A 20,595-nucleotide genomic window follows, 5' to 3' on the forward strand; every position below is an offset into this window, starting at 1 on the left:
GACCGGCCCGCGCGTCTACGCTGGCAGGATGCTCGGCGACCGCTCCACGACCGCGCTCGCGGACTGGTATCGCTCGAGCGCGCGCGACCTGCCGTGGCGGCGGCCCGACTTCGACGCGTGGGGCACGCTCGTGAGCGAGGTCATGCTGCAGCAGACGCAAGCCGCGCGCGTCGCGGTCGAGATCGACCGCTGGCTCGCCCGTTGGCCCACGCCCGCCGACCTCGCCGACGCGCCGACCCACGAGGTGCTGCGGCAGTGGGGCACGCTCGGCTACCCGCGACGGGCGCTGCGCCTGCAGGACACGGCGCGCGCGATCGTCGAGCGGCACGGCGGCGAGGTGCCGCGCGACGTCGCGTCGCTGCTCGCGCTGCCGGGGGTGGGCGACTACACGGCGCGCGCGGTCGCCGTCTTCCACTTCGGCGACCGGCACCCCGTCGTCGACACGAACGTGCGCCGCGTCGTCGCGCGCGCCGTGCACGGCCGGGGCGAGGCGGGCCCGGCCGCCAAGCGCGACCTCGCCGACGTCGAGGCGCTGCTGCCCGAGGACTCTGCCGACGCATCCGTCATCTCCATCGCGCTCATGGAGCTCGGCGCGCTCGTCTGCACCGCCCGCGCGCCGCGCTGCCCCGAGTGCCCGATCGCCCACGCGTGCGCGTGGCGAGCGGCGGGCTACCCGCCGTTCGAGGGACGGCGCGCGCCGCGGCAGCCGAGGTTCGAGGGCAGCGACCGGCAGGCGCGCGGCACGGTGCTGCGCGCGCTCCGGGCCGTCGACGTGCCGCTCTCCCCCGCCGAGCTGCACGCGCGGTGGCACGACGCCGACCAGCTCGAGCGCGCGATCGCCTCGCTCGCCGCCGACGGCCTCGTCGTGCGCGAGGGCGACGCGGTGCGGCTCCCGCATTGACGCTCGGGCTCGCTCGGTAGGTTGAGCGGCATGCCAGCTCGACACCAGCGCGTCACCGCCCCGAGCGACGACCTCGCCGCCGCCCTCGAGGCGATCCGCGACGAGCTCGGCCTCGACGCGAGCTTCCCGCCCGCCGCGATCGCCGAGGCGGAGGCCTTCGCCGCCGAGCCGCGGCTGCCGGACGCCGACCGCACCGGCATCCCGTTCATCACGATCGACCCCGAGGGCTCGACCGATCTCGACCAGGCGCTGCACCTCGAGCGCGACGGCGACGGCTTCCTCGTGCACTACGCGATCGCCGATGTGGCCGCCTTCGTCGAGCCCGGCGGCGCGATCGACGCCGAGGCGCGCCGCCGCGGGCAGACGATGTACGCGCCCGACGGCCGCGTGCCGCTCCACCCGGCGGTCGTGAGCGAGGGCACCGCGAGCCTGCTCGCCGGCGAGGTGCGCGGCGCGTACGTGTGGTCGTTCCGGCTGGATGCGTCGGGCCGGGCCCTGCGCGTCGGTCTCGAGCGCGCGCGGGTGCGCTCGCGCGCGCAGCGCAGCTACGCCGAGGCGCAGCGCTTGCTCGACGGCGGCGACGCCATGCTCGGGCTGCTGCGGGAGGTCGGCGAGCTGCGGATCGCGCTCGAGGCGGAGCGGGGCGGGGCGAGCCTCGACATGCCCGAGGAGGAGATCGAGCGCGACGGCGACGAGTACCGCTTGACGCGCCGCGAGCTGCTGCCCGTCGAGCGCTGGAACGCGCAGCTCTCGCTCATGACCGGCATGGAGGCCGCGACCCTCATGCTCGGCGCGGGTGCCGGCATCCTCCGCACGATGCCGCCGCCGCCCGAGGGCGACGTGCGCGCCTTCCGCGCGGAGGTCGCGGCGATCGGCGAGCCGTGGCGCGAGGACGAGCACTACGGCGACTTCCTGCGGCGCCTCGACCGCTCGGAGCCGTCGACGCTCGCGATCCTGCAGGCCGCGAGGCGGCTCTTCCGCGGCGCCGCGTACCGCGTGATCACCGAGGGGGCGGATGCGTCCGACTGGGTGCAGGCGGCGATCGGCGCCCCGTACGCGCACGCGACCGCGCCGCTGCGGCGGCTCGTCGACCGCTACGTGCTCGCGCACTGCGAAGCGATCGCCAACGGCCGTGAGATCCCGGCGTGGGCCACCGAGGGGCTCGAGGGGCTGCCGGAGATCATGCAGGAGTCGAGCCGGATCGCGGGCACGCTCGAACGCGCATCGGTCGACGCCGTCGAGATCGCGGTGCTGCGCCATCGCGTCGGCGAGGAGCTCGACGCGGTGGTCGTGGAATCGCGGAAGGAGGGCGCGACGATCCAGCTCATCGACCCGCCCACCGAGGCGAGGTGCGACACGGCTGCGTCGCCGGGCGAGCGCATCCGGGCACGGCTCGTGGAGGCCGACCTCGCCGAGCGGAGCCTCCGCTTCGCTGACGCCGCCCTCGCCGGCTGAGCCGCCGTAGGACGGCTCAGCCGGCGGGAGGCGTCAGCTCGCGGCCGACTCGTCCTCGTCGGCGTCCTTCGGCTTGCGGTACGGGTCGGGCTCGCCCGCGTACTGAGCGCTCTCGGCCGCCCGCTGCGCCGCGAGGTCGCGCTGCCGCGCCTCGTCGAGCAAGTGGTCGATCGACGCCGCGCTGTCGGGCAGCGCGTCGAGGTGGAACTCGATCGTCGGGGTCAGTCGCAGCGAGAGTCCCTTGCCGATCTCGCGCCGCACGACGCCCTTCGCGCTCGAGAGTGCCTTCGCCGTCTCGTCGCGCTCCTCGTCGGTGCCGTACACCGTGTAGAAGATCGACGCGTGCTGCAGGTCGCCCGTCACCCGCACATCCGTGATCGTGACGAAGCCGAGCCGCGGGTCGCGCACCTCGCGCTCGAGGGCGCGCACGGTGATCTCCTGGATGCGGTCGGCGATCTTCCTCGCCCGGGGGTTCTCTGCCATGGGTTCCTCCTCTTGAGACGAGTGTGGGGCGGCCAGCAGCCGCCCCACACCGTACTGCGCGTCAGACGCGCGGCTTCTCGACCATCTCGATCGTCTCGATCTCGTCGCCGACCTGGATGTCGTTGAACCGGCCGAGCCCGATGCCGCACTCGAAGTCGGTGCGGACCTCGGTCACGTCGTCCTTGAAGCGGCGCAGCGACTCGATGGCGAGGCCATCGGCGAGCACGACGCCGTCGCGGATGATGCGAGCCTTGGCGTTGCGGGTGATCGTGCCGGAGCGGACGATGCAGCCCGCGATGTTGCCGAACTTCGAGGAGCGGAACACCTCGCGGATCTCGGCGACACCCGACTGGACCTCCTCGAACTCGGGCTTGAGCATGCCCTTGAGCGAGTTCTCGACATCCTCGATCGCCGCGTAGATCACGTTGTAGAACCGCACGTCGACACCCTCTCGGGCGGCGCGCTCGCGAGCCTTCGTGTCCGGGCGGACGTTGAAGCCGATGATGACGGCCGAGTCGACGGTCGCGAGGTTGACGTCCGACTCGGTGATCGCGCCGACGCCTCGGTGGATGATCCGCAGGTCGACGGTGTCGTCGATCTCGATCTTCATGAGCGACTCCTCGAGCGCCTCGACGGCACCCGACACGTCACCCTTGATGATGAGGTTGAGCGTCTCGACCTTGCCCTGCTCCATCGCCAGCTTGAAGTCCTCGAGCGAGAGGCGCTTGCGGGCCTTGGCCAGCTGGGCGTTGCGCTCGACGGCCTCGCGCTTCTCGGCGATCTGCCGAGCCGTGCGGTCCTCATCGGTGACGATGAAGGTGTCGCCGGCGCGCGGCACGCTCGAGAGGCCCTGCACCTGGACGGGCATCGAGGGACCGGCCTCGTGCACGAGCTCGCCGCGGTCGTCGACCATGGCTCGCACGCGGCCGTAGGCGGTGCCCGCGACGATCGCGTCGCCGACGCGGAGCGTTCCCGACTGGATGAGCACGGTCGCGACCGAGCCGCGGCCCTTGTCGAGCTTCGCCTCGATGGCGACGCCGCGCGCCTCCTTGTTGGGGTTCGCACGCAGGTCGAGACCCGCATCCGCCGTGAGCAGCACGGCCTCGAGGAGGTCCTCGATACCGGTGCGCGCGAGCGCCGAGACGTCGACGAACATCGTGTCGCCGCCGTACTCCTCGGTGACGAGTCCGTACTCGGTGAGCTGCTGGCGCACCTTCGCCGGGTTGGCGTCGGGCTTGTCGACCTTGTTGACCGCGACCACGATCGGCACGTTCGCCGCCTGGGCGTGGTTCAGCGCCTCGATCGTCTGCGGCATGATGCCGTCGTCGGCCGCGACCACGAGGATCGCGATGTCGGTCACCTGCGCACCACGGGCGCGCATGGCGGTGAACGCCTCGTGACCCGGGGTGTCGATGAAGGTGAGCGCGCGGTCCTCGCCCTCGTGCTCCTGCCAGACCTGGTAGGCGCCGATGTGCTGCGTGATGCCGCCGGCCTCGCCGTCGATGACGTTGGCGCCGCGGATCGCGTCGAGCAGTCGCGTCTTGCCGTGGTCGACGTGACCCATGACGGTGACGACCGGCGAGCGGTACTCGAGGTCCTCGTCCGTCTCGTCCTCGAGCTCCTGCGCGATGTCGATGTCGAACGACTCGAGGAGCTCCTTGTCCTCGTCCTCCGGGCTGACGATCTGGATCTTGTAGCCCAGCTCGGCGCCCAGCAGCTCGAAGGTCGTCTCGTCGAGCGACTCCGTCGCCGTCGCCATCTCACCGAGGTGGAACAGCACGGTCACGAGGTCACCGGGCATCGCGTCGATCTTCTCGGCGAAGTCGGCGATCGATGCACCGCGACGCATGCGGACGGTCTCGCCGTCGCCGCGCCGGACCTTGACGCCACCGATCGACGGCGCCTCGCGCATCTCGAACTCGAGCCGCTTCGTGCGCTTCGACTTGCGCGACTTGCCCTTGGCGCCGCCCTTGCCGAACGCACCGGCCGTGCCGCCGCGACCGCGACCGCCGCCGCCGGGACGACCCGCGAACGCGGGACCGCCGCGGCCGGGAGCACCGGGAGCCGGAGCGCCGGGGCGCTGGAAGCCGCCCGGACGACCGGGACCGCCGGGACGACCGGCGCCGCCGGCACGGGGAGCGCCGGGTCGCGGCGCGCCGGGACGCGGCGCACCCGGGCGCGGGGCACCGGGACGGGGAGCCGCCGGTCGCGGACCGGCCGCGCCCTGCTTGCTCGTGAACGGGTTGTTGCCGCCGCGCGGGCGGCCCATGCCCTGGGCCGACGCGAAGGGGTTGTTGCCGGGGCGCGGAGCGCCCGGGCGACCCATCGGGCGCGGGATGGCGCTCGGCGACGGCGCGGCCGCGCCGCCCTCAGCGGGCTTCTCGGGGGTCGCCGGAGCGGCCGGAGCCTCGGCGGGGCGCGCGGGCGCGGCCTGCGGGGCCTCGGCTGCCGGTGCGGGCGCTGCCGCGGGCGCGGCGGGCGCTGCTGCCGCTGCGGCGGGAGCCGCGGGCGCGGCAGGGGTCGCCTTCGCGGCGCCCGGCTTCGCGGCCGACTTGGCCGGGGCCTTCGCCGCCGGCTGCTCCTTCGCCGCCGCGGGAGCGGCGACGCCTTCCGCCTCGAGGGCGGCCTTGAGCTTGCGGGCGACCGGCGGTGCGATCGCCGAGGCGGGTCCCTTGACGAACTCGCCCATCTCCTTGAGCTTGGCCAGAGCGACCTTGCTCTCGACGCCGATCTCGGCGGCGATCTCGTGAACGCGTGGGTTTGCCACTTCTCTCCTGTCCTGGTCCGCCCAGGACAGGGCGGACGTCAATTGCTGACGGGTCTCATTTCGAGCCGCTCATCAGTTGTCCATGTGCCGTTCATTCCTTCGTTCAGGGCTCAGGCGAGCCCGTCCGCCCACCGTGCGATGGGCGAGGTGTCGAGGTGCCGCTGGCGCAGTGCCCGCGGGAGCGAGCGGATCGCGCGCTCCGCGCACTGCTGCGTCGGATGCACCCACGCGCCTCGGCCCGGGAGCCGTCGACCCTCGTCGACGACCGCGGTGCCGCCCGGTGCAGCGATCCGCACGAGTTGTGCGGGTTCGGTGCGCGCGCGACAGCCAAGACACGTTCGGATGGGTTCCACTCTACAGCACGACACGCCCGGGCGCTGGAGTTGAAGGCGTCGTCAGTCCTCGTCCATGACGGAATCCGGCTGGATGTCGATCTCTCGCTCGCGGAAGGCCCACCGGGCCTTCCGCTCCCGAGGGCTCAGAGCGACATCCGGCCGGATTCAGTCATCCATGACGGAATCCGGCTGGATGTCGATCTTCGCCCCCGTGAGCTTCGCCGCGAGGCGCGCGTTCTGCCCCTCGCGGCCGATCGCGAGCGAGAGCTGGAAGTCGGGCACGAGCGCCCGGACGGCCTTCGTCTTCGCGTCGAGCATGAACGCATCCGACACCCGAGCCGGGCTCAGCGCGCTCGCGACGAACGCGGGCAGGTCCTCGGAGTAGTCGACGATGTCGATCTTCTCGTCGCCGAGCTCGGCCTGCACGGCGCGCACGCGCGCGCCGAGCTCGCCGATGCACGCGCCCTTCGCGTTGATGCCGGGCTGCGTCGCCCGCACGGCGATCTTCGAGCGGTGGCCGGCCTCGCGCGCGATCGCGACGATCTCGACCGCGCCCGAGGCGATCTCGGGCACCTCGAGCGCGAACAGCCGGCGCACGAGCGACGGGTGGGTGCGGCTGACGGTCACCTGCGGGCCGCGCGGGCCGCGTTCGACCTTCGTGATGAACACGCGCAGGCGCTGGCCGTGCTTGTACTCGGCGCCCGGCACCTGCTCCTCGGGCGGCAGCAGCGCCTCCATGTCGTCGCCGAGCTTGACGTGCACCATGCGCGGGTTCGTGCCCTGCTGCACGACGCCGGCGATGATGTCGCCCTCGCGGTCCTTGTAGGCGCCGAGCACCGACTCGTCGCTCTTGTCGCGCAGCGCCTGGAAGATGACCTGCTTCGCGGCGGTCGCGGCGATGCGGCTGAAGTCGTCGGTCGTCGCGACCGACTCGCCGATGCGGTTGCCGTCCTCGTCGAGCTCGGGCTCGAAGAGCGTGACCTCGCCCGTGCGGCGGTCGACCTCGACGCGCGGCTGCGGGGCGGCCGGGTCGGGCTTGCCCTCGCCCGAGCGGACGTGGGCCTGCAGGATCGCCTGCTCGATGATGCGGATCAGCTCGTCCGAGGAGATCTCCCGCTCGCGCTCGACGGTCTTCAGCACGGTCAGATCGATCTTCACTTGTGGGCTCCTTGGTTCACGACTCATCCGGCATGCGATGCCGACCCAGCAGTCTACCGCCCGGGGGGCTCGGAGGAGGGCTCTCATAGGCTCTGCGCCATGGCAGCCCTCGACGACGCGATCCTGACGGCCGGCGACTTCTGGTGGACGTGGATCGTCCTGCCGGTGCTCGCCCTGCTCGGCGTCTACTTCACGATCCGCTCCGGCGTCGTGCAGCTGCGCCTGTTCCCGGCGATGCTCCGCGTGCTGACCGACAGCACGCCGCTCGCGCGCGACGGCAGCACGCAGTCGGTGTCGTCGTTCCAGGCGTTCACGATCTCGGCGGCGAGCCGGGTGGGCGTCGGCAACATCGCCGGCGTCGCGACCGCGATCGCGATCGGCGGGCCGGGCGCGGTGTTCTGGATGTGGACGATGGCCTTCGTCGGCGGCGCCTCGTCGTTCATCGAGTCGACCCTCGCGCAGCTCTACAAGCACCGCGACGCCGACGGCTTCCGCGGCGGGCCCGCGTACTACATGCAGCGGGGCCTCGGCGCCCGCTGGATGGGGATCCTCTTCGCGATCATCCTCATCGTCTGCTTCCCGTTCGCGTTCTCGTCGCTGCAGGCGAACACGATCGTCGCGACGGTCACCTCGACCGTCGGCACCGACGCCGCGTGGCTGCCGTGGGCCATCGGCGTCGTCGTCGCGGTGCTCACGGGCCTCATCGTCTTCGGCGGCGTGCGCCGCATCGCGAAGGTGACGCAGTCGCTCGTGCCGGCGATGGCGCTGCTCTACCTCGTCCTCGGGCTCGTCATCGTGGGGATGAACATCACCGAGGTGCCGCGCGTGCTCGGCGAGATCTACGCCGGCGCGTTCGGGTTCCAGCAGGTCGCCGGCGGCGCGATCGGCACGATCATCATGCAGGGCGTCAAGCGGGGCATGTTCTCGAACGAGGCTGGCCTCGGCTCCGCTCCCAACGCCGGCGCATCCGCCGCCGTCACCCACCCCGCGAAGCAGGGCCTCGTGCAGACGCTCGGCGTCTACTTCGACACGTTCCTCGTCTGCTCCATCACCGCATTCATCATCCTCGTCTCGACGCCAGACCTCGCGGGTGCGGAGGGTGGCATCGACCTGACGTTCCAAGCGGTCACGGGCGAGCTCGGCGCGTGGGCCGGCATCGCGCTCTCGCTCATCGTCTTCCTGCTCGCGTTCTCGTCGATCATCGGCAACTACTACTACGGCGAGTCGAACATCGAGTTCATCACCGAGAGCCGCGCCGTGCTCACGACCTACCGCGTGCTCGCGGTCGTCGCGGTGCTCGCCGGCTCGGTCGTCGCGACCGCGACGGTGTGGAACACCGCCGACCTGCTCATGGGCATCATGGCGATCGTCAACCTCGTCGCGATCGGCCTGCTCTCGGGCGTCGCCTTCAAGCTGCTCGAGAACTTCGACGAGCAGCGCCGCGCGGGCCAGGACCCCGTGTTCACGCGCGACATGCTGCCCGAGCTGCGCGGCGTCGAGGAGTGGCGCGACGTCGAGTCGGTCACGGGGCAGTGGACGACGGTGCCGCCGGCCGAGGAGGAGCGCCCGGCGCGCAGGCCCGGCGCCTGACCCGTCAGCGGCCGAGCGCTGCCTCGAGCTCGTCGAGGCGAGCTTGCTGCCGCTCGCCCGTCGCGCGGTCCCAGACCTCGACGACACCCTCGGCCGCGTCGCGGCCGACGACGACGATCTGCGGCACGCCGATGATCTCGGCGTCGCCGAACTTCACGCCCGGCGAGACCTTCGGGCGGTCGTCGTAGAGCACCTCGAGACCGCGCGACTCGAGGCTCGCGACGACGCCCTCGGCGATCTCGAACACGCCCGCGTCGCGGCCGGTCGCGACGACGTGCACGTCGAACGGCGCGACCTCGCGCGGCCAGACGATGCCGCGCTCGTCGCGCGACTTCTCGACGATCGCGGCGAGGTTGCGGGTGACGCCGATGCCGTACGAGCCCATCGTCACGGTGACGAGCTTCCCGTTCTGGTCGAGCACCTTGAGGCCGAGCGCCTCGGCGTACTTGCGGCCGAGCTGGAAGACGTGGCCGATCTCCATGCCGCGCTCGAGCGTGACGGGACCCGACCCATCCGGGGCAGGGTCGCCCTCGCGCACGTTCGCCGCCTCGACCCAGCCGTCGCCGACGAAGTCGCGCCCGGCGACGAGCCCGAAGACGTGCTTGCCGGCCTCGTTCGCGCCGGTGATCCAGCTCGAGCCGTCGACGACCCGCTTGTCGAGGAGGTAGCGGATGCCCGTGGCACCCTCCTCCCCCAGCACGGCGCCCGAGGGCGACCACGGGCCGATGTAGCCCTTCACGAGGGCCGGGTTGGCCTTGAAGTCGTCGTCGTCCGCCGCCGAGACCTCGGCGGGCTGGAAGGCGACCTCGACGCGCTTCTCGTCGACGTCGCGGTCGCCGGGCACGGCGACGACGACGAGCTCCTTCGAGCCGTCGAGGTGCGTCAGCCGCAGCACGACGTTCTTGAGCGTGTCGGCGGCCGTCCACGCGCGGCCGTCCTCGCGCGGGAAGCGCGCGTTGGCGTCGGCGACGAGCGTCTCGATCGTGGGGGTGTCGGGGGTGTCGCGCACGAGCGCCTCGGGCAGTCCCTCGATCGGCTGCGGCTCGGGCGCGAGCGTCTCGAACGCCTCGACGTTCGCGGCGTAGCCGCCCGCGGAGCGCACGATGGTGTCCTCGCCGACGGGCGTCGGGTGCAGGAACTCCTCCGACTTCGAGCCGCCCATCGCACCGGCGTCGGCCGAGACGATGACGTACTCGAGCCCGAGGCGCGCGAAGATGCGCTCGTACGCGTCGCGCTGGCGCTGGTAGCTCGCCTCGAGCCCCGCGTCGTCGACGTCGAACGAGTACGCGTCCTTCATCGTGAACTCGCGCGCGCGCAGCAGGCCCGCGCGGGGCCGGGCCTCGTCGCGGTACTTGTCCTGGATCTGGTAGATCGTCAGCGGCAGCGACTTGTAGCTCGAGACGAGGTCCTGCACGAGCAGCGTGAAGACTTCCTCGTGCGTCGGCGCGAGCAGGTGGTCGGCGCCCTTGCGGTCCTGCAGTCGGAAGATGCCGTCGCCGTACTCCGTCCAGCGTCCCGTGCGCTCGTAGGGCTCGCGCGGCAGGAGCCCGGGGAAGAGCACCTCCTGCGCGCCCGCCGCGGTCATCTCCTCGCGGATGATGCGCTCGATGTTGCGCCGCACCCGCAGGCCGAGCGGCAGCCACGAGTACAGGCCGGCGCCGGCGCGGCGGATGTAGCCCGCGCGCAGCAGCAGTCGGTGGCTCGCGACCTCGGCCTCGGCCGGGTCCTCGCGAAGCGTGGTGAAGAAGAGCTCGGAGAGGCGGATCACCCAGCGATCCTATGCGCGGAGCGGGGTGCGGGCCGACTCACCAGGGTCGCTCGACGTCCGAGCCGCCGCCCGGCTCGTCGCCGCCCTGGTCGTACTGGTCCTGCTGCTGCTGCTCGGTCTGGGCGCCCTGGTTCTGCTCCTCGAGCTGCTCCTCGGGCGTCTGCGGCTCGTTCCCTTCGCCCTCGCCCTCGCCCTCGCCCTCGCCCTCGCCCTCGCCCTGCTCCGAGTCCTCGATCTTCTCCTCGATGCGGGGCACGGCGGCCTCGAGCTGCGCCGCGGTGTCGGCCTCGCCCTCGCGCGGCTCATCGTGGCAGCCCTCCGGCGTCGCGGCGATGAGCGCGAGCGCCTCGTTGTAGAAGGCGTTCGCGCCCTCTCGGTCGTCGCCCTCGCGAGCCGCGTCGCCCTGCTTCTCGATCGCGGTCGCGAGCGACGCGACGATGACGCAGTGCTCGTGCGTCTGTCCCGCGGTGACGGGCTCGCCGTGCAGCCGCAGCGACTCCTCGAGCTTCGCCCTGCCCTGCTCGAGCTCGCCGCTCATCGTGAGCGAGACGCCGAGGCCGAAGGGCGCCTTCCACGGCTCGACCCAGTTCCAGAGCTCGAGCCCGCGCGCCGCCTCGGCGGCCTGGCCGTACGCGCGGCTCTCGAAGCGGTCGACCGCGGTCTGCGAGAGCGCGCTGACGCTGATGAGCTTCGCCGAGACGACGAGCACCGCGAGCGCGACGGGGATGAGCCCGAGCATGAGCCACCAGCGCAGCCTGCGGCGCTGGCGGTCGGTCAGCACGCGACGCGGCCTCGGCGGGATCGGGACGGTCACGGCGCCTCCGTCCGCAGGATGCCGCGAGTGGAGCGGAGGGAGCGAGCGAGGCTCAGCCCCTCCCACGCGAGCAGCAGCGCGATCGGCAGGCCGAGGATCCACGCGACCTCGAGCCGCGCCTCCTCGGTGCGGTCGAGGTTCGCGGCGCCGTCGAGCGCGGCCATGGGCCCGAGCGCGTCCGAGAGCGGGAGCCCGGGCTGCCGGTGCAGGTAGCTGATGCCGAGCTCGCTCGCGATCGACTGCAGCTGCCCCTCGTCGATGCGGCTGATCGCGTCGCCGCCCGCGGGATCCTGCAGGTAGCGGTCCTCGTTCGGGTTGAAGCTCGAGATGCGCATCCGCCCGCCCTGCTCCGTGCCGTAGCCGAGCACGAGGCCGCGGTCGACGAGCCCGCCGACGTCGGCGAACGACTGCGGCGGCTCCTCGGCGGTGTGCTCGCCGTCGCCGAGGTAGAAGACGATCGCGGGCGAGCCGGGATCGGCCGCCGCGGAGCGCTCGAGCTCGGTGCGCAGCAGGTCGTGCGCGGCCGCGACCGACGTGCCGCGCGACTGCTGCGCGATCTCCGGCCGCAGCGCCCGCACCATCTCGATGACCGCGGAGCCGTCGTCGGTGAGCGGCACGCGCAGCAGCGCCTGGGAGTCGAAGGAGATGACCGAGATGTCGGCGCCCGCGAACGAGCGGGCGATCTCGACGACGTCCTCCTGCATGCCCGCGAGCCGCGGCTCGCTCCCCCAGTCCTCCGCCGCGACGGACTGGGAGGTGTCGACGACGACGAAGATGCGGGCGGAGATGGATGCCGTGGGCACCTCCCCGCCGGGCAGCGCGGGGCGGAAGGCCATGGCGACCGCGAGCGCGACGAGCAGGGAGCGGCGGAGCCACGCGACCCGGCGGCCGCGCACCGCGACGAGCTGCCACACGCACAGCGCGAGCGCGAGCGCGCCGACGATCGCGACGAGCACGGGGAGCGTGGGGTGGAACGTGATCACAGCCTCGCCCTCCACGCCATCCCGACGACGCCCGCGACGAGCAGCAGCACGACGAGCGGGAGCGCCCCCGGTCGGTCGACGACCTGGATCTGCGGGGGCGTCTCGATGTAGCCCGCCTCGATCGCGTTGACGCGGTCGACGATCTGCGGCACCGTCTGCGCGAAGTCGAGCGCGAAGTACGCGCCGCCGGTGCCCTCGGCGATCTCGCGCAGCTCTTGCGACGCCATGTCGCCGCCCCAGTCGAAGGGGTTGATCGCGTACACGCGCACCTCGTTGTCGACCGCGAGCTGCCCGGCTTGCGGGAGGGTGAAGATCTGCTGCCCGTTCACGACGTTGTCGGTCGCGAGGATGATCGACCGCGGGCGCTCGCTCGCTTCGAGGTCGGCGAAGTCGAGCACGCACGACGCGAGCCCGTCGCCGACGAGCGAGGCGCCGAGGCCGCTCGCGGTGCCTGCGAGGTAGTTGAACTGCTCCTCGGGGCCGAGGGTGCCGTTCAGCGCCCGCACGTAGCGGCCCAGCTGCTCCTGGATGTAGTCGTAGTCGCTCGTGAGCGGGAACGCCATCACGCTCGAGGCGTCGAAGATGCGCATGCCGATGCGCTCGCCGTCGAGCGACGCGGCGATGTCCCGGTAGACGCCGAGGATCTCGGCGTCGACGTCGACCATCGACCCGGAGACGTCGAGGCACAGCACGATGTCGCGCTTGTAGTCGTCCTCCTGGTTCGCGTGGACCCCGGAGGGACGCGAGGCGACCGCACCGGCGACCGTGAGCCCCGCGAGCGCCGCGACGAGCGCGGCGCCGATCCAGAGCCGGTAGCGGGTCAGCGCGCCGCGGAACGCGGGCAGCGCCGTCATCCGGTCGACGTGCGCGACCGGCAGGCCGCGGTCGCGGCGACGCTTCGGCAGCAGCAGCCCGACGATCGCGAGCGCGAGCCCGACGACCACGACGATCGGCAGCAGCCACGGCCAGAGCAGGCTCACATCCACGTGGCCACCACCTGCCGCGCCGCGCCGAGCGCCGCCTCCGGGTCGTGCTTCGCCGCTCGCCGGAACGACGCCGGGTAGTACTGCGCGACCGCGCCCTCGACCGCGGGGAGGTCGGCGTCGCGCAGGTCGCGGAGGGTCATGACCTCGGCGACGACGCCGGTCGACTCGTGCGCGAAGAAGCGCAGCACGAGGCTCAGCCGCTGCGCGAGCTCGCGCGGGCCGATGTCGCCGGCCGCGTGCTCGGCGGCGACCTCGTCGATCATGCCGAGGTACTTCTCCTTGACGCTGCGCACGTCGATCGGGACGACGGGCGGGGGCGGCGGCTCGAGGATGCCCCGCGGGCGCGTGAAGAGCCAGGAGAAGGCGTAGGCGGCGGCGATCGCGGCGATCGCGAGCGCGCCGAGCAACCACCACGGGCCGTAGCCGAACGGTCCGTAGGTGTCGGGCGCGGGCAGGCCGCCGAGCTCAGCGACGCGCACGCCGGTGCCTCTCGAGCAGGCGGAAGAGGCCGCCGATCGCGGTCGCGCTCGATCCGATGCGCACCGAGGCGATGCCGAGCGAGCGCAGCCCCGCCTCGAGCCGCTCGCGCCGCAGCGCCGACTGCTCGTCGAATGCGCGGCGCAGCCCCTTGTCGCGGCGCAGGAACGACGGCAGCCCGAGCCCCGTGTCGACGCCGACGAGCTCGCGGTGGTCGCCGGCGCGAGCCATGAGGTCGGCGTCGCCGACCGAGACCCACAGCACCTCGTGGCGGGTGTGGAGGCGGCCGAGGTGCACGTCGAGGTCGTGCGTGTACGCGAGGTCATCGGCGATCACGACGATGAGCGAGCGACGACGCATCCGCCGCACCGCGTGCTCGAGCACCCCCTCGAGCCGCGAGAGCGGCCCGTCGATCGAGACCGCCTCGCCGATGCGCCGCAGCATGCGCTCGAGGTGCGCCTCGGAGCCGCCTTCCGGCATGCTCTCGGTGCGCTCCGCGTCGCCCATGAGCAGCGCGACGCGGTCGCCGTGCCGGGTCGCGAGGTAGCCGAGCACGCCAGCGACGAGGATCGCGATCTCGCGCTTCGACTCCCCCGACTCGGCGATCGCAGCCATGTTGCGCCCCGAGTCGACGACGAGCAGCACGTTGTGCTGGCGGGAGGCGATGTAGCGCTTGACGAGCGGCACGTGGCTGCGCGCGGTCGCCTTCCAGTCGATGTCCTTGACGTCGTCGCCCGGCTGGTACTCGCGCAGGTCGTCGAAGTCGTGGCTGCGGCCGTGGTGGATCGACTGGTACTCCCCCTCGAGCAGCTCGAGGGTGCGACGGTGCGCGTGAATCGACATGGTCGTCTTCACCTTGCGCAGCCGTCGCTCCACGACCGGTCCTACGGGGTCCGCACGGCGCCGAAGATGGCGTCGATGATCTGCTCGGTCGTCACGCCGTCGGCCTCGGCCTCGTAGCCGAGGATGAGGCGGTGCCGCAGCACGGGGTGGCGGAGGTCCTTGACGTCCTCCGGGATCACCCAGTCGCGGCCCTGCACGAGCGCGATCGCGCGCGCCGCTTGCGAGAACGACAGCGAGCCGCGCGGGCTCGCGCCGTACTCGATGTAGCCCGCGAGCTGCGCGCCGATGTAGTCGGCCGCGTGGCGCGTCACGTACATGAGCTGCACGACGTAGTTCGTGATCGCCTGGTCGACGTAGACGCGCTTGACGAGCCCCTGCAGGAACCGCACGTCGTCGAGCGTCGCCACCGGCTCGCCGTGCCCGTGCTCGAAGACCCCCGACTCGGCGCGCCGCACGATCTCGGCCTCCTCGGTCGGCGACGGGTACGTGAGCAACTCCTTGAGCAGGAAGCGGTCGAGCTGCGCCTCGGGCAGCGTGTAGGTGCCCTCCTGCTCGATGGGGTTCTGGGTCGCGAGCACGAGGAACGGCTGCGGCAGCGGGTGCGTCTCGCCGCCGATCGACGTCTGCCGCTCCTGCATCGCCTCGAGCATCGCCGACTGCGTCTTCGCGCTCGAGCGGTTGATCTCGTCGAGCAGCACGAAGTTCGCGTGCACGGGGCCGAGCTGGGTGCGGAACTCGCCCGTGTGCTGGTCGTAGATCTGCGTGCCGACGATGTCGCTCGGCAGCAGGTCGGGGGTGCACTGGATGCGGTGGAACGAGGCCGAGACGGATCTCGCGAGGGTCGCGGCCGCGGTCGTCTTCGCGAGCCCGGGCACCGACTCCATCAGCACGTGGCCACCGGTGAGCAGCGCGACGAGCAGCGAGCGCAGCAGCTGGTGCTGGCCCACGACCGTCGACTGGAACGACTGCTCGATCGAGCGGATGATGCCCTTCGCGCGCTCGAGCTCCTCGGGCGTGATGGGGTCCCGGCCGGGGACTGCTGTGGACACGCGCGCTCCTATCGGTGGCGGTCGGTGGGTGGCCGTCGTCGGGTGGGCCGTCGTCGGGTCTGCCGATGCTGGTCGGCGGTGCCGCCTCGGTCACGCTACCGGCTCGCGCCGTGCGCGGCCGATGACATCGCCGTGCCTACGCGGGCTGCGGCACGCGTCGCCCGGTCGCGGCGATCGCCGCGATCGCGATCGCCGCGATGAGCGGCAGCATCGCGAGGTTGAGCCCCGCGTAGCCGACGAGCCCGAGGATCGGTCCGGCCGTCGCGCCGGCGCCCGCGCCCGCGAGCCCCATCACGAGGTCGGAGCGGCCCTGCAGCGCGGGGCGCAGCGGCGGCTCGACCGCGGCGGCGACGAGCGTCGAGCCGGCGACCGTCGCCGCGCTCCAGCCGAGCCCGAGCAGCGCGAGGCCGACGGGCGCGAGGTCGACGGGCAGGGCGAGGTTCGAGGCGATCGAGAGCAGCAGGATGCCGGCACCGACGAGCACGGTCGTGCGGGCGCCGACGCGGTCGGTGAGCCAGCCGAAGACGGGCGAGAGCGCGTACATGCCGGCGGTGTGCGCGCTCATCGTGAAGCCGATGACGCCGAGGTGCTGGCCCGCGTGGTCGAGGTGCACGGGCGTGAGCGCCATGACGCCCACCATCGTCGCGTGCGCGGCGGCGACCGCGATCACGGCGGCGAGCGCGCGCGGGTGCTGGGCGAGGCGGAGGCGCGGCGCAGCGCCCCGGACGGGCACCCCGATGCGGCTCTCGAGCAGCGGGTCGGGCCGCAGCAGCGTCCAGAGCACGACCGCGACGACCGCCATCGCGGCGGCGCTGATGAGGTAGGCGCCCACGAGCGGCGGCAGCCCGAGCCCGGTGCCGAGAGCATCGCCCGGGCCGATGAGGTTCGGGCCGACCACGACGCCGATCGTCGTCATCCAGACGACGAGCGAGAGGTCACGACCGCGACGGTGCGGGGTCGAGAGGTCGGTCGCGGCGAAGCGCGACTGCAGGTTGACCGCCATCGCGCCGCCGAGCACGAGGAAGCCGGGCAGCACCATCACCGCCGAGCCGAGCGTGCCGCCGATCGCGAGCGTCAGCGCGCCGGCGAGCGCGAGCAGCGCGCCGCTCGTGAGCGCGATGCGGCGCCCGCGCCGCTGCGCGAGCCGCGCGAGCGGCACCGCGAGCGCCGCGCCGCCGAGCGTCAGGAGCGTCGCGGCGAGCCCCGCGAGCTCGTCGCGGCCCGTGACCTGCGCGACGAGCAGCGAGCCGACGCCGAGCGCGACGCCGTTCGAGAGCCCCCCGAGCGCTTGCGCGAGCGAGAGGACGGCGAGCGTGCGGCGCTGCGCCGGGTGCTGCGGCTCGCGCTGCAGCGGCTCGCCGGCCTGCTGGGGCGCGCCCACCTCAGGCGGTGACGACCTGGGCCTCGCCCGCGGGCAGGCCCTCCTCGTCGGCGATGCGGCGAGCCTCCTCGATGAGCGTGGCGACGATCTCCGCCTCCGGCACGGTCTTGACGACCTCGCCCTTGATGAAGATCTGCCCCTTGCCGTTGCCCGAGGCGACCCCGAGGTCGGCCTCGCGCGCCTCGCCCGGACCGTTCACGACGCATCCCATGACCGCGACGCGCAGCGGCACCTGCACGTCCTTGAGCCCCTCGGTCACCGAGTCGGCGAGCGAGTAGACGTCGACCTGCGCGCGGCCGCACGAGGGGCACGAGACGATCTCGAGCTTGCGCTCGCGGAGGTTCAGCGACTGCAGGATCTGCATGCCCACCTTGATCTCCTCGACCGGCGGCGCCGAGAGCGAGACGCGGATCGTGTCGCCGATGCCCTCGGAGAGCAGGATGCCGAACGCGGTCGCCGACTTGATCGTGCCCTGGAACGCGGGGCCGGCCTCCGTGACGCCGAGGTGGAGGGGCCAGTCGCCCCGCTCTGCGAGCTGGCGGTACGCCTTGACCATCACGACGGGGTCGTTGTGCTTGACCGAGATCTTGAAGTCGTGGAAGTCGTGCTCCTCGAACAGGCTCGCCTCCCACACCGCCGACTCGACGAGCGCCTCGGGCGTCGCCTTGCCGTACTTCTCGAGCAGGCGCGGGTCGAGCGAGCCCGCGTTGACGCCGATGCGGAGGCTCACGCCCGCGGCCTTCGCGCGCTTGGCGATCTCGCCGACCTGGTCGTCGAACTTGCGGATGTTGCCCGGGTTGACGCGCACGGCGGCGCAGCCCGCGTCGATGGCCTGGTAGACGTACTTCGGCTGGAAGTGGATGTCGGCGATGACCGGGATCTGGCTCTTCTTCGCGATGATGTGCAGCACATCCGCGTCGTCCTGGCTCGGCACGGCGACGCGCACGATGTCGCAGCCGGTCGCGGTGAGCTCGGCGATCTGCTGGAGCGTCGCGTTGATGTCGGTCGTCTTCGTCGTGGTCATCGACTGCACCGACACGGGCGCGTCGCCGCCGACGAGCACCTTGCCGACCTTGATCTGCCGGGTCTTGCGTCGGGGCGCGAGCGTGAGCGGCGCGGGGCTCCCGAGGTTGATGGCTGCCATGCGCTCAGCCTACGCGGCGGGGCTACGACGATCGCCTGGCGCGCTGGCAGGGGCGGGGGTGCGGCGGAGCGGGCTGCGCGCGGCTGGCAGGATCGTCGGGTGATCACGGCAGCGGCAGACGGCTCCTCCCTCGGCAACCCCGGCCCCACCGGCTGGGGCTGGTACATCGACGACGCGCGCTGGGCCGCGGGCGGGCAGCGCATCGGCACGAACAACATCGGCGAGCTCTCGGCCGTCGTCGACCTGCTGCGGCAGACGCGCGGCGTCGACGAGCTGCTCATCCTGTGCGACAGCCAGTACGTCATCAACTCGGTGACGAAGTGGATGGCCGGCTGGAAGCGCAAGGGCTGGCGGAAGGCCGACGGCAAGCCGGTCATGAACCGCGAGCTGCTCGAGGAGCTCGACCGGCTGATGGCCGAGCGGAAGGCCGACGGCGGCACGGTGCGCTTCGAGTGGGTCAAGGGCCACGCGGGCCACCCGCTCAACGAGGCGGCCGACCGGCTCGCGAACGGCGCGGCGGCCGCCTACCAGCGGGGGGCGGTGCCGGATGCGGGACCCGGGTTCGGGGGCGTGACCCCGGCGGCGGTGCCCGCGCCGCGCGCCGCCGAGGCGACCGGCGCGCGGGAGCCCGCCGACGCATCCGCCGCCACCGAGGCCCCCGCCTCGCCCGACCTCTTCGACGGCTTCGACTTCCTCACCGACACGCCCGTCGAGGCCGAGGTCGTGCGGCTCGAGCGCTCGCTGCTGAGCGACGAGGTGCGCGCCGATCCCGCGAGCGTCGCGGCGCTGCTGCACCCCGAGTGGGAGGAGATCGGCGCCTCGGGCCGCCGCTGGAGCCGCGACGAGCTGCTCGCCGAGATCGCGCCGCTGCCGGAGCGCACCGAGCTCGAGGTGCTCGCGACGCACGAGCTCGGCGACGACGCCCTGCTGCTCGTGTGGCGCTCGGTGGGCGGTCGCGGGAGCGCGCTGCGCAGCTCGCTGTGGGTGCGCGTCGGCGGGCGCTGGCGGCAGCGCTTCCACCAGGGGACGCCCGAGGCCTGAGCCCCGCTACCCGCCGAACAGCGCGATCGGCTTGACGATGTCGGCGTAGATGAGCAGCGCGCTCATGATGCCGAGCAGGCCCGTCACGACGAGCGTGACCGGCACCCACTTCGCGGTGTCGAGCGGCGCCGCGACCGTGCCGCGCAGCCTCGCCCAGCCGCGCCGCACCGCGTCGACGAGCGCGCCGAGGATGTGGCCGCCGTCGAGCGGCATGAGCGGGATGAGGTTGAAGACGAACAGCGCGACGTTGAGGCTCGCGAGCAGCTGGAGCATCGCGCTGATGCGCTCGAGCACCGGCACCTGGTCGAGCGCCGCGATCTCGCCCGCCATGCGGCCGACGCCGACGACCGACATCGGGCCGTTCGGGTCGCGCTCCCCCGGCCCGAACGCGGCCGCCGCGACGTCGACGAGCCGCTGCGGCAGGTTGACGATGAGCTGCCCGACGCGCCAGACGTTGTCGCCGACCGCCGGCAGCACCGCCGACGCGGGCTGCTGCGCGACCTCGTACTGCGGGCCGACGCCCGCGAAGCCGACAGTCTCGGTGAGCTGCCGCCCGTCGACCTCGACCGGGTCGCCGCGGTCGTCGAAGACGTAGCGCTCGGTCGCGAGCGGCGTGAGCTGCAGCGCCTGCCGGGCGCCGTCGCGCTCGACGACGAGCTCGACCCGCTGTCCCGCGAGGTCGCGGATCGCGGCCTGCACGTCATCCCAGCTGCTCGCGGGCTGCCCGTCGATCGAGACGATCGTGTCGCCGGGCTGCACGCCGGCCTCAGCGGCGGGCGCGAGCGGATCGCCGGGCTCGCACTCCGCGCGCTCCTCCGAGGCGGCGATGACGCACTCCGAGACGCTCGCGACGGTCGTCGAGGGCACGGCGATGCCGAAGCCGCACAGCACGATCGCGTAGAGCACGACCGCGAGCACGAGGTTCATGAGCGGCCCGCCGAGCATGATCGCGATGCGCTTCCACGTCGGGAGGCGCCAGAACGCCCGCTCCTCCTCGCCCTCATGGATCGTCTCGGCGCTCGAGTCGCGCGCATCCTGGACGAGCGTGTCGAAGAAGCCCGTCGACGCATCCCTCGACTCGCCGCCGACCCTGAGCGGCGGGAACATGCCCGACATCGAGATGTAGCCGCCGAGCGGGATCGCCTTCACGCCGTACTCGGTCTCGCCGAAGCGCTTCGAGAACAGCGTCGGGCCGAAGCCGATCATCCACTGGCCGACGCGCACGCCGAAGAGCTTCGCGGGCACGAGGTGGCCGATCTCGTGCAGGCCGATCGAGACGGCCAGGCCGATCACGACGACGAGCACGCCGACGAGGTACAGCAGCACGGCTTCCATATCGCCCGCCAGGCTACCGCCGGTGCCTATCAGCCGTGCACGCGGATGCGGTGGCGCGCATAGGCGACGCGGCTACCGTCACTCG

General features: G+C 72.8%; 18 protein-coding genes. 4 read left to right on the plus strand and 14 right to left on the minus strand.

Going from position 1 to position 20,595, the window contains the following annotated elements:
• Nucleotides 1-28: 28 nt before the first annotated feature.
• Both ACP7BI_RS05140 and ACP7BI_RS05145 read left to right on the plus strand, forming a co-directional pair.
• A complete protein-coding gene (locus ACP7BI_RS05140) occupies nt 29-901 on the plus strand; it encodes an A/G-specific adenine glycosylase (protein ID WP_425844173.1) in 873 nt (290 codons plus the stop codon).
• 30 nt (nt 902-931) lie between these two features.
• A complete protein-coding gene (locus tag ACP7BI_RS05145) occupies nt 932-2,356 on the plus strand; it encodes an RNB domain-containing ribonuclease (RefSeq protein ID WP_425844174.1) in 1,425 nt (474 codons plus the stop codon).
• A gap of 33 nt (nt 2,357-2,389) precedes the next feature.
• On the opposite strand, the gene rbfA is transcribed toward ACP7BI_RS05145, so the two are convergent.
• The 4 genes from rbfA to nusA form a co-directional block, all read right to left on the minus strand.
• Complete coding sequence (rbfA, locus tag ACP7BI_RS05150; RefSeq protein ID WP_211449774.1) at nt 2,390-2,839, minus strand: 30S ribosome-binding factor RbfA; 450 nt, start codon at nt 2,837-2,839, stop codon at nt 2,390-2,392.
• 61 nt (nt 2,840-2,900) lie between these two features.
• Nucleotides 2,901-5,606, minus strand: coding sequence for a translation initiation factor IF-2 (infB, locus tag ACP7BI_RS05155; protein ID WP_425844175.1), 2,706 nt, complete (start codon nt 5,604-5,606; stop codon nt 2,901-2,903).
• Between the two features lie 110 nt (nt 5,607-5,716).
• On the minus strand, nt 5,717-5,974 hold the full coding sequence (locus ACP7BI_RS05160) for a YlxR family protein (RefSeq protein ID WP_425844177.1): 258 nt from the start codon (nt 5,972-5,974) through the stop codon (nt 5,717-5,719).
• Between the two features lie 132 nt (nt 5,975-6,106).
• Nucleotides 6,107-7,099: a transcription termination factor NusA gene (gene nusA, locus ACP7BI_RS05165; protein WP_425844178.1), complete on the minus strand. Its 993-nt coding sequence runs from the start codon at nt 7,097-7,099 to the stop codon at nt 6,107-6,109.
• A 99-nt stretch (nt 7,100-7,198) separates the two neighbouring features.
• Here nusA and ACP7BI_RS05170 point away from each other — a divergent pair, with 99 nt between their 5' ends.
• The gene (locus tag ACP7BI_RS05170; protein ID WP_425844179.1) at nt 7,199-8,689 is read left to right on the plus strand and encodes an alanine/glycine:cation symporter family protein; all 1,491 of its coding nucleotides are present in this window, start codon (nt 7,199-7,201) and stop codon (nt 8,687-8,689) included.
• Between the two features lie 4 nt (nt 8,690-8,693).
• On the opposite strand, the gene ACP7BI_RS05175 is transcribed toward ACP7BI_RS05170, so the two are convergent.
• The 9 genes from ACP7BI_RS05175 to ispG all read right to left on the minus strand — a co-directional run bounded on the left by ACP7BI_RS05175 (nt 8,694) and on the right by ispG (nt 18,134).
• The gene (locus tag ACP7BI_RS05175; RefSeq protein WP_425844180.1) at nt 8,694-10,457 is read right to left on the minus strand and encodes a proline--tRNA ligase; all 1,764 of its coding nucleotides are present in this window, start codon (nt 10,455-10,457) and stop codon (nt 8,694-8,696) included.
• Nucleotides 10,458-10,494: 37 nt separating this feature from the next.
• Nucleotides 10,495-11,271, minus strand: a complete 777-nt coding sequence (locus ACP7BI_RS05180) for a hypothetical protein (protein ID WP_425844182.1) — start codon at nt 11,269-11,271, stop codon at nt 10,495-10,497.
• The gene (locus ACP7BI_RS05185; protein ID WP_425844184.1) at nt 11,268-12,269 is read right to left on the minus strand and encodes a VWA domain-containing protein; all 1,002 of its coding nucleotides are present in this window, start codon (nt 12,267-12,269) and stop codon (nt 11,268-11,270) included. The genes ACP7BI_RS05180 and ACP7BI_RS05185 overlap by 4 nt, the downstream gene beginning before the upstream one ends.
• On the minus strand, nt 12,251-13,240 hold the full coding sequence (locus ACP7BI_RS05190; RefSeq protein WP_425844186.1) for a vWA domain-containing protein: 990 nt from the start codon (nt 13,238-13,240) through the stop codon (nt 12,251-12,253). Before ACP7BI_RS05190 ends, ACP7BI_RS05185 begins: the two co-directional genes overlap by 19 nt.
• Nucleotides 13,231-13,719, minus strand: coding sequence for a hypothetical protein (locus ACP7BI_RS05195; protein ID WP_425844188.1), 489 nt, complete (start codon nt 13,717-13,719; stop codon nt 13,231-13,233). Before ACP7BI_RS05195 ends, ACP7BI_RS05190 begins: the two co-directional genes overlap by 10 nt.
• Complete coding sequence (locus ACP7BI_RS05200) at nt 13,706-14,560, minus strand: DUF58 domain-containing protein (protein ID WP_425844189.1); 855 nt, start codon at nt 14,558-14,560, stop codon at nt 13,706-13,708. The genes ACP7BI_RS05195 and ACP7BI_RS05200 overlap by 14 nt, the downstream gene beginning before the upstream one ends.
• A 41-nt stretch (nt 14,561-14,601) precedes the next feature.
• The gene (locus ACP7BI_RS05205) at nt 14,602-15,609 is read right to left on the minus strand and encodes an AAA family ATPase (protein ID WP_425844191.1); all 1,008 of its coding nucleotides are present in this window, start codon (nt 15,607-15,609) and stop codon (nt 14,602-14,604) included.
• 136 nt (nt 15,610-15,745) lie between these two features.
• Complete coding sequence (locus tag ACP7BI_RS05210; RefSeq protein ID WP_425844193.1) at nt 15,746-16,990, minus strand: MFS transporter; 1,245 nt, start codon at nt 16,988-16,990, stop codon at nt 15,746-15,748.
• A gap of 1 nt (nt 16,991) precedes the next feature.
• Nucleotides 16,992-18,134 (minus strand): flavodoxin-dependent (E)-4-hydroxy-3-methylbut-2-enyl-diphosphate synthase, encoded by a 1,143-nt coding sequence (ispG, locus tag ACP7BI_RS05215; protein WP_425844194.1) that lies wholly within the window; start codon nt 18,132-18,134, stop codon nt 16,992-16,994.
• Nucleotides 18,135-18,233: 99 nt separating this feature from the next.
• Between ispG and ACP7BI_RS05220 the strand changes: the two genes are divergently transcribed.
• On the plus strand, nt 18,234-19,175 hold the full coding sequence (locus tag ACP7BI_RS05220; protein WP_425844196.1) for an RNase H family protein: 942 nt from the start codon (nt 18,234-18,236) through the stop codon (nt 19,173-19,175).
• Nucleotides 19,176-19,181: 6 nt separating this feature from the next.
• Here ACP7BI_RS05220 and ACP7BI_RS05225 read toward each other — a convergent pair whose 3' ends face one another.
• Nucleotides 19,182-20,510, minus strand: coding sequence for a M50 family metallopeptidase (locus ACP7BI_RS05225; RefSeq protein WP_425844197.1), 1,329 nt, complete (start codon nt 20,508-20,510; stop codon nt 19,182-19,184).
• Nucleotides 20,511-20,595: the final 85 nt, after the last annotated feature.

The sequence above is a fragment of the Agrococcus sp. TSP3-2-1 genome, from assembly GCF_049897585.1.
Classification (GTDB): Bacteria; Actinomycetota; Actinomycetes; order Actinomycetales; family Microbacteriaceae; genus Agrococcus.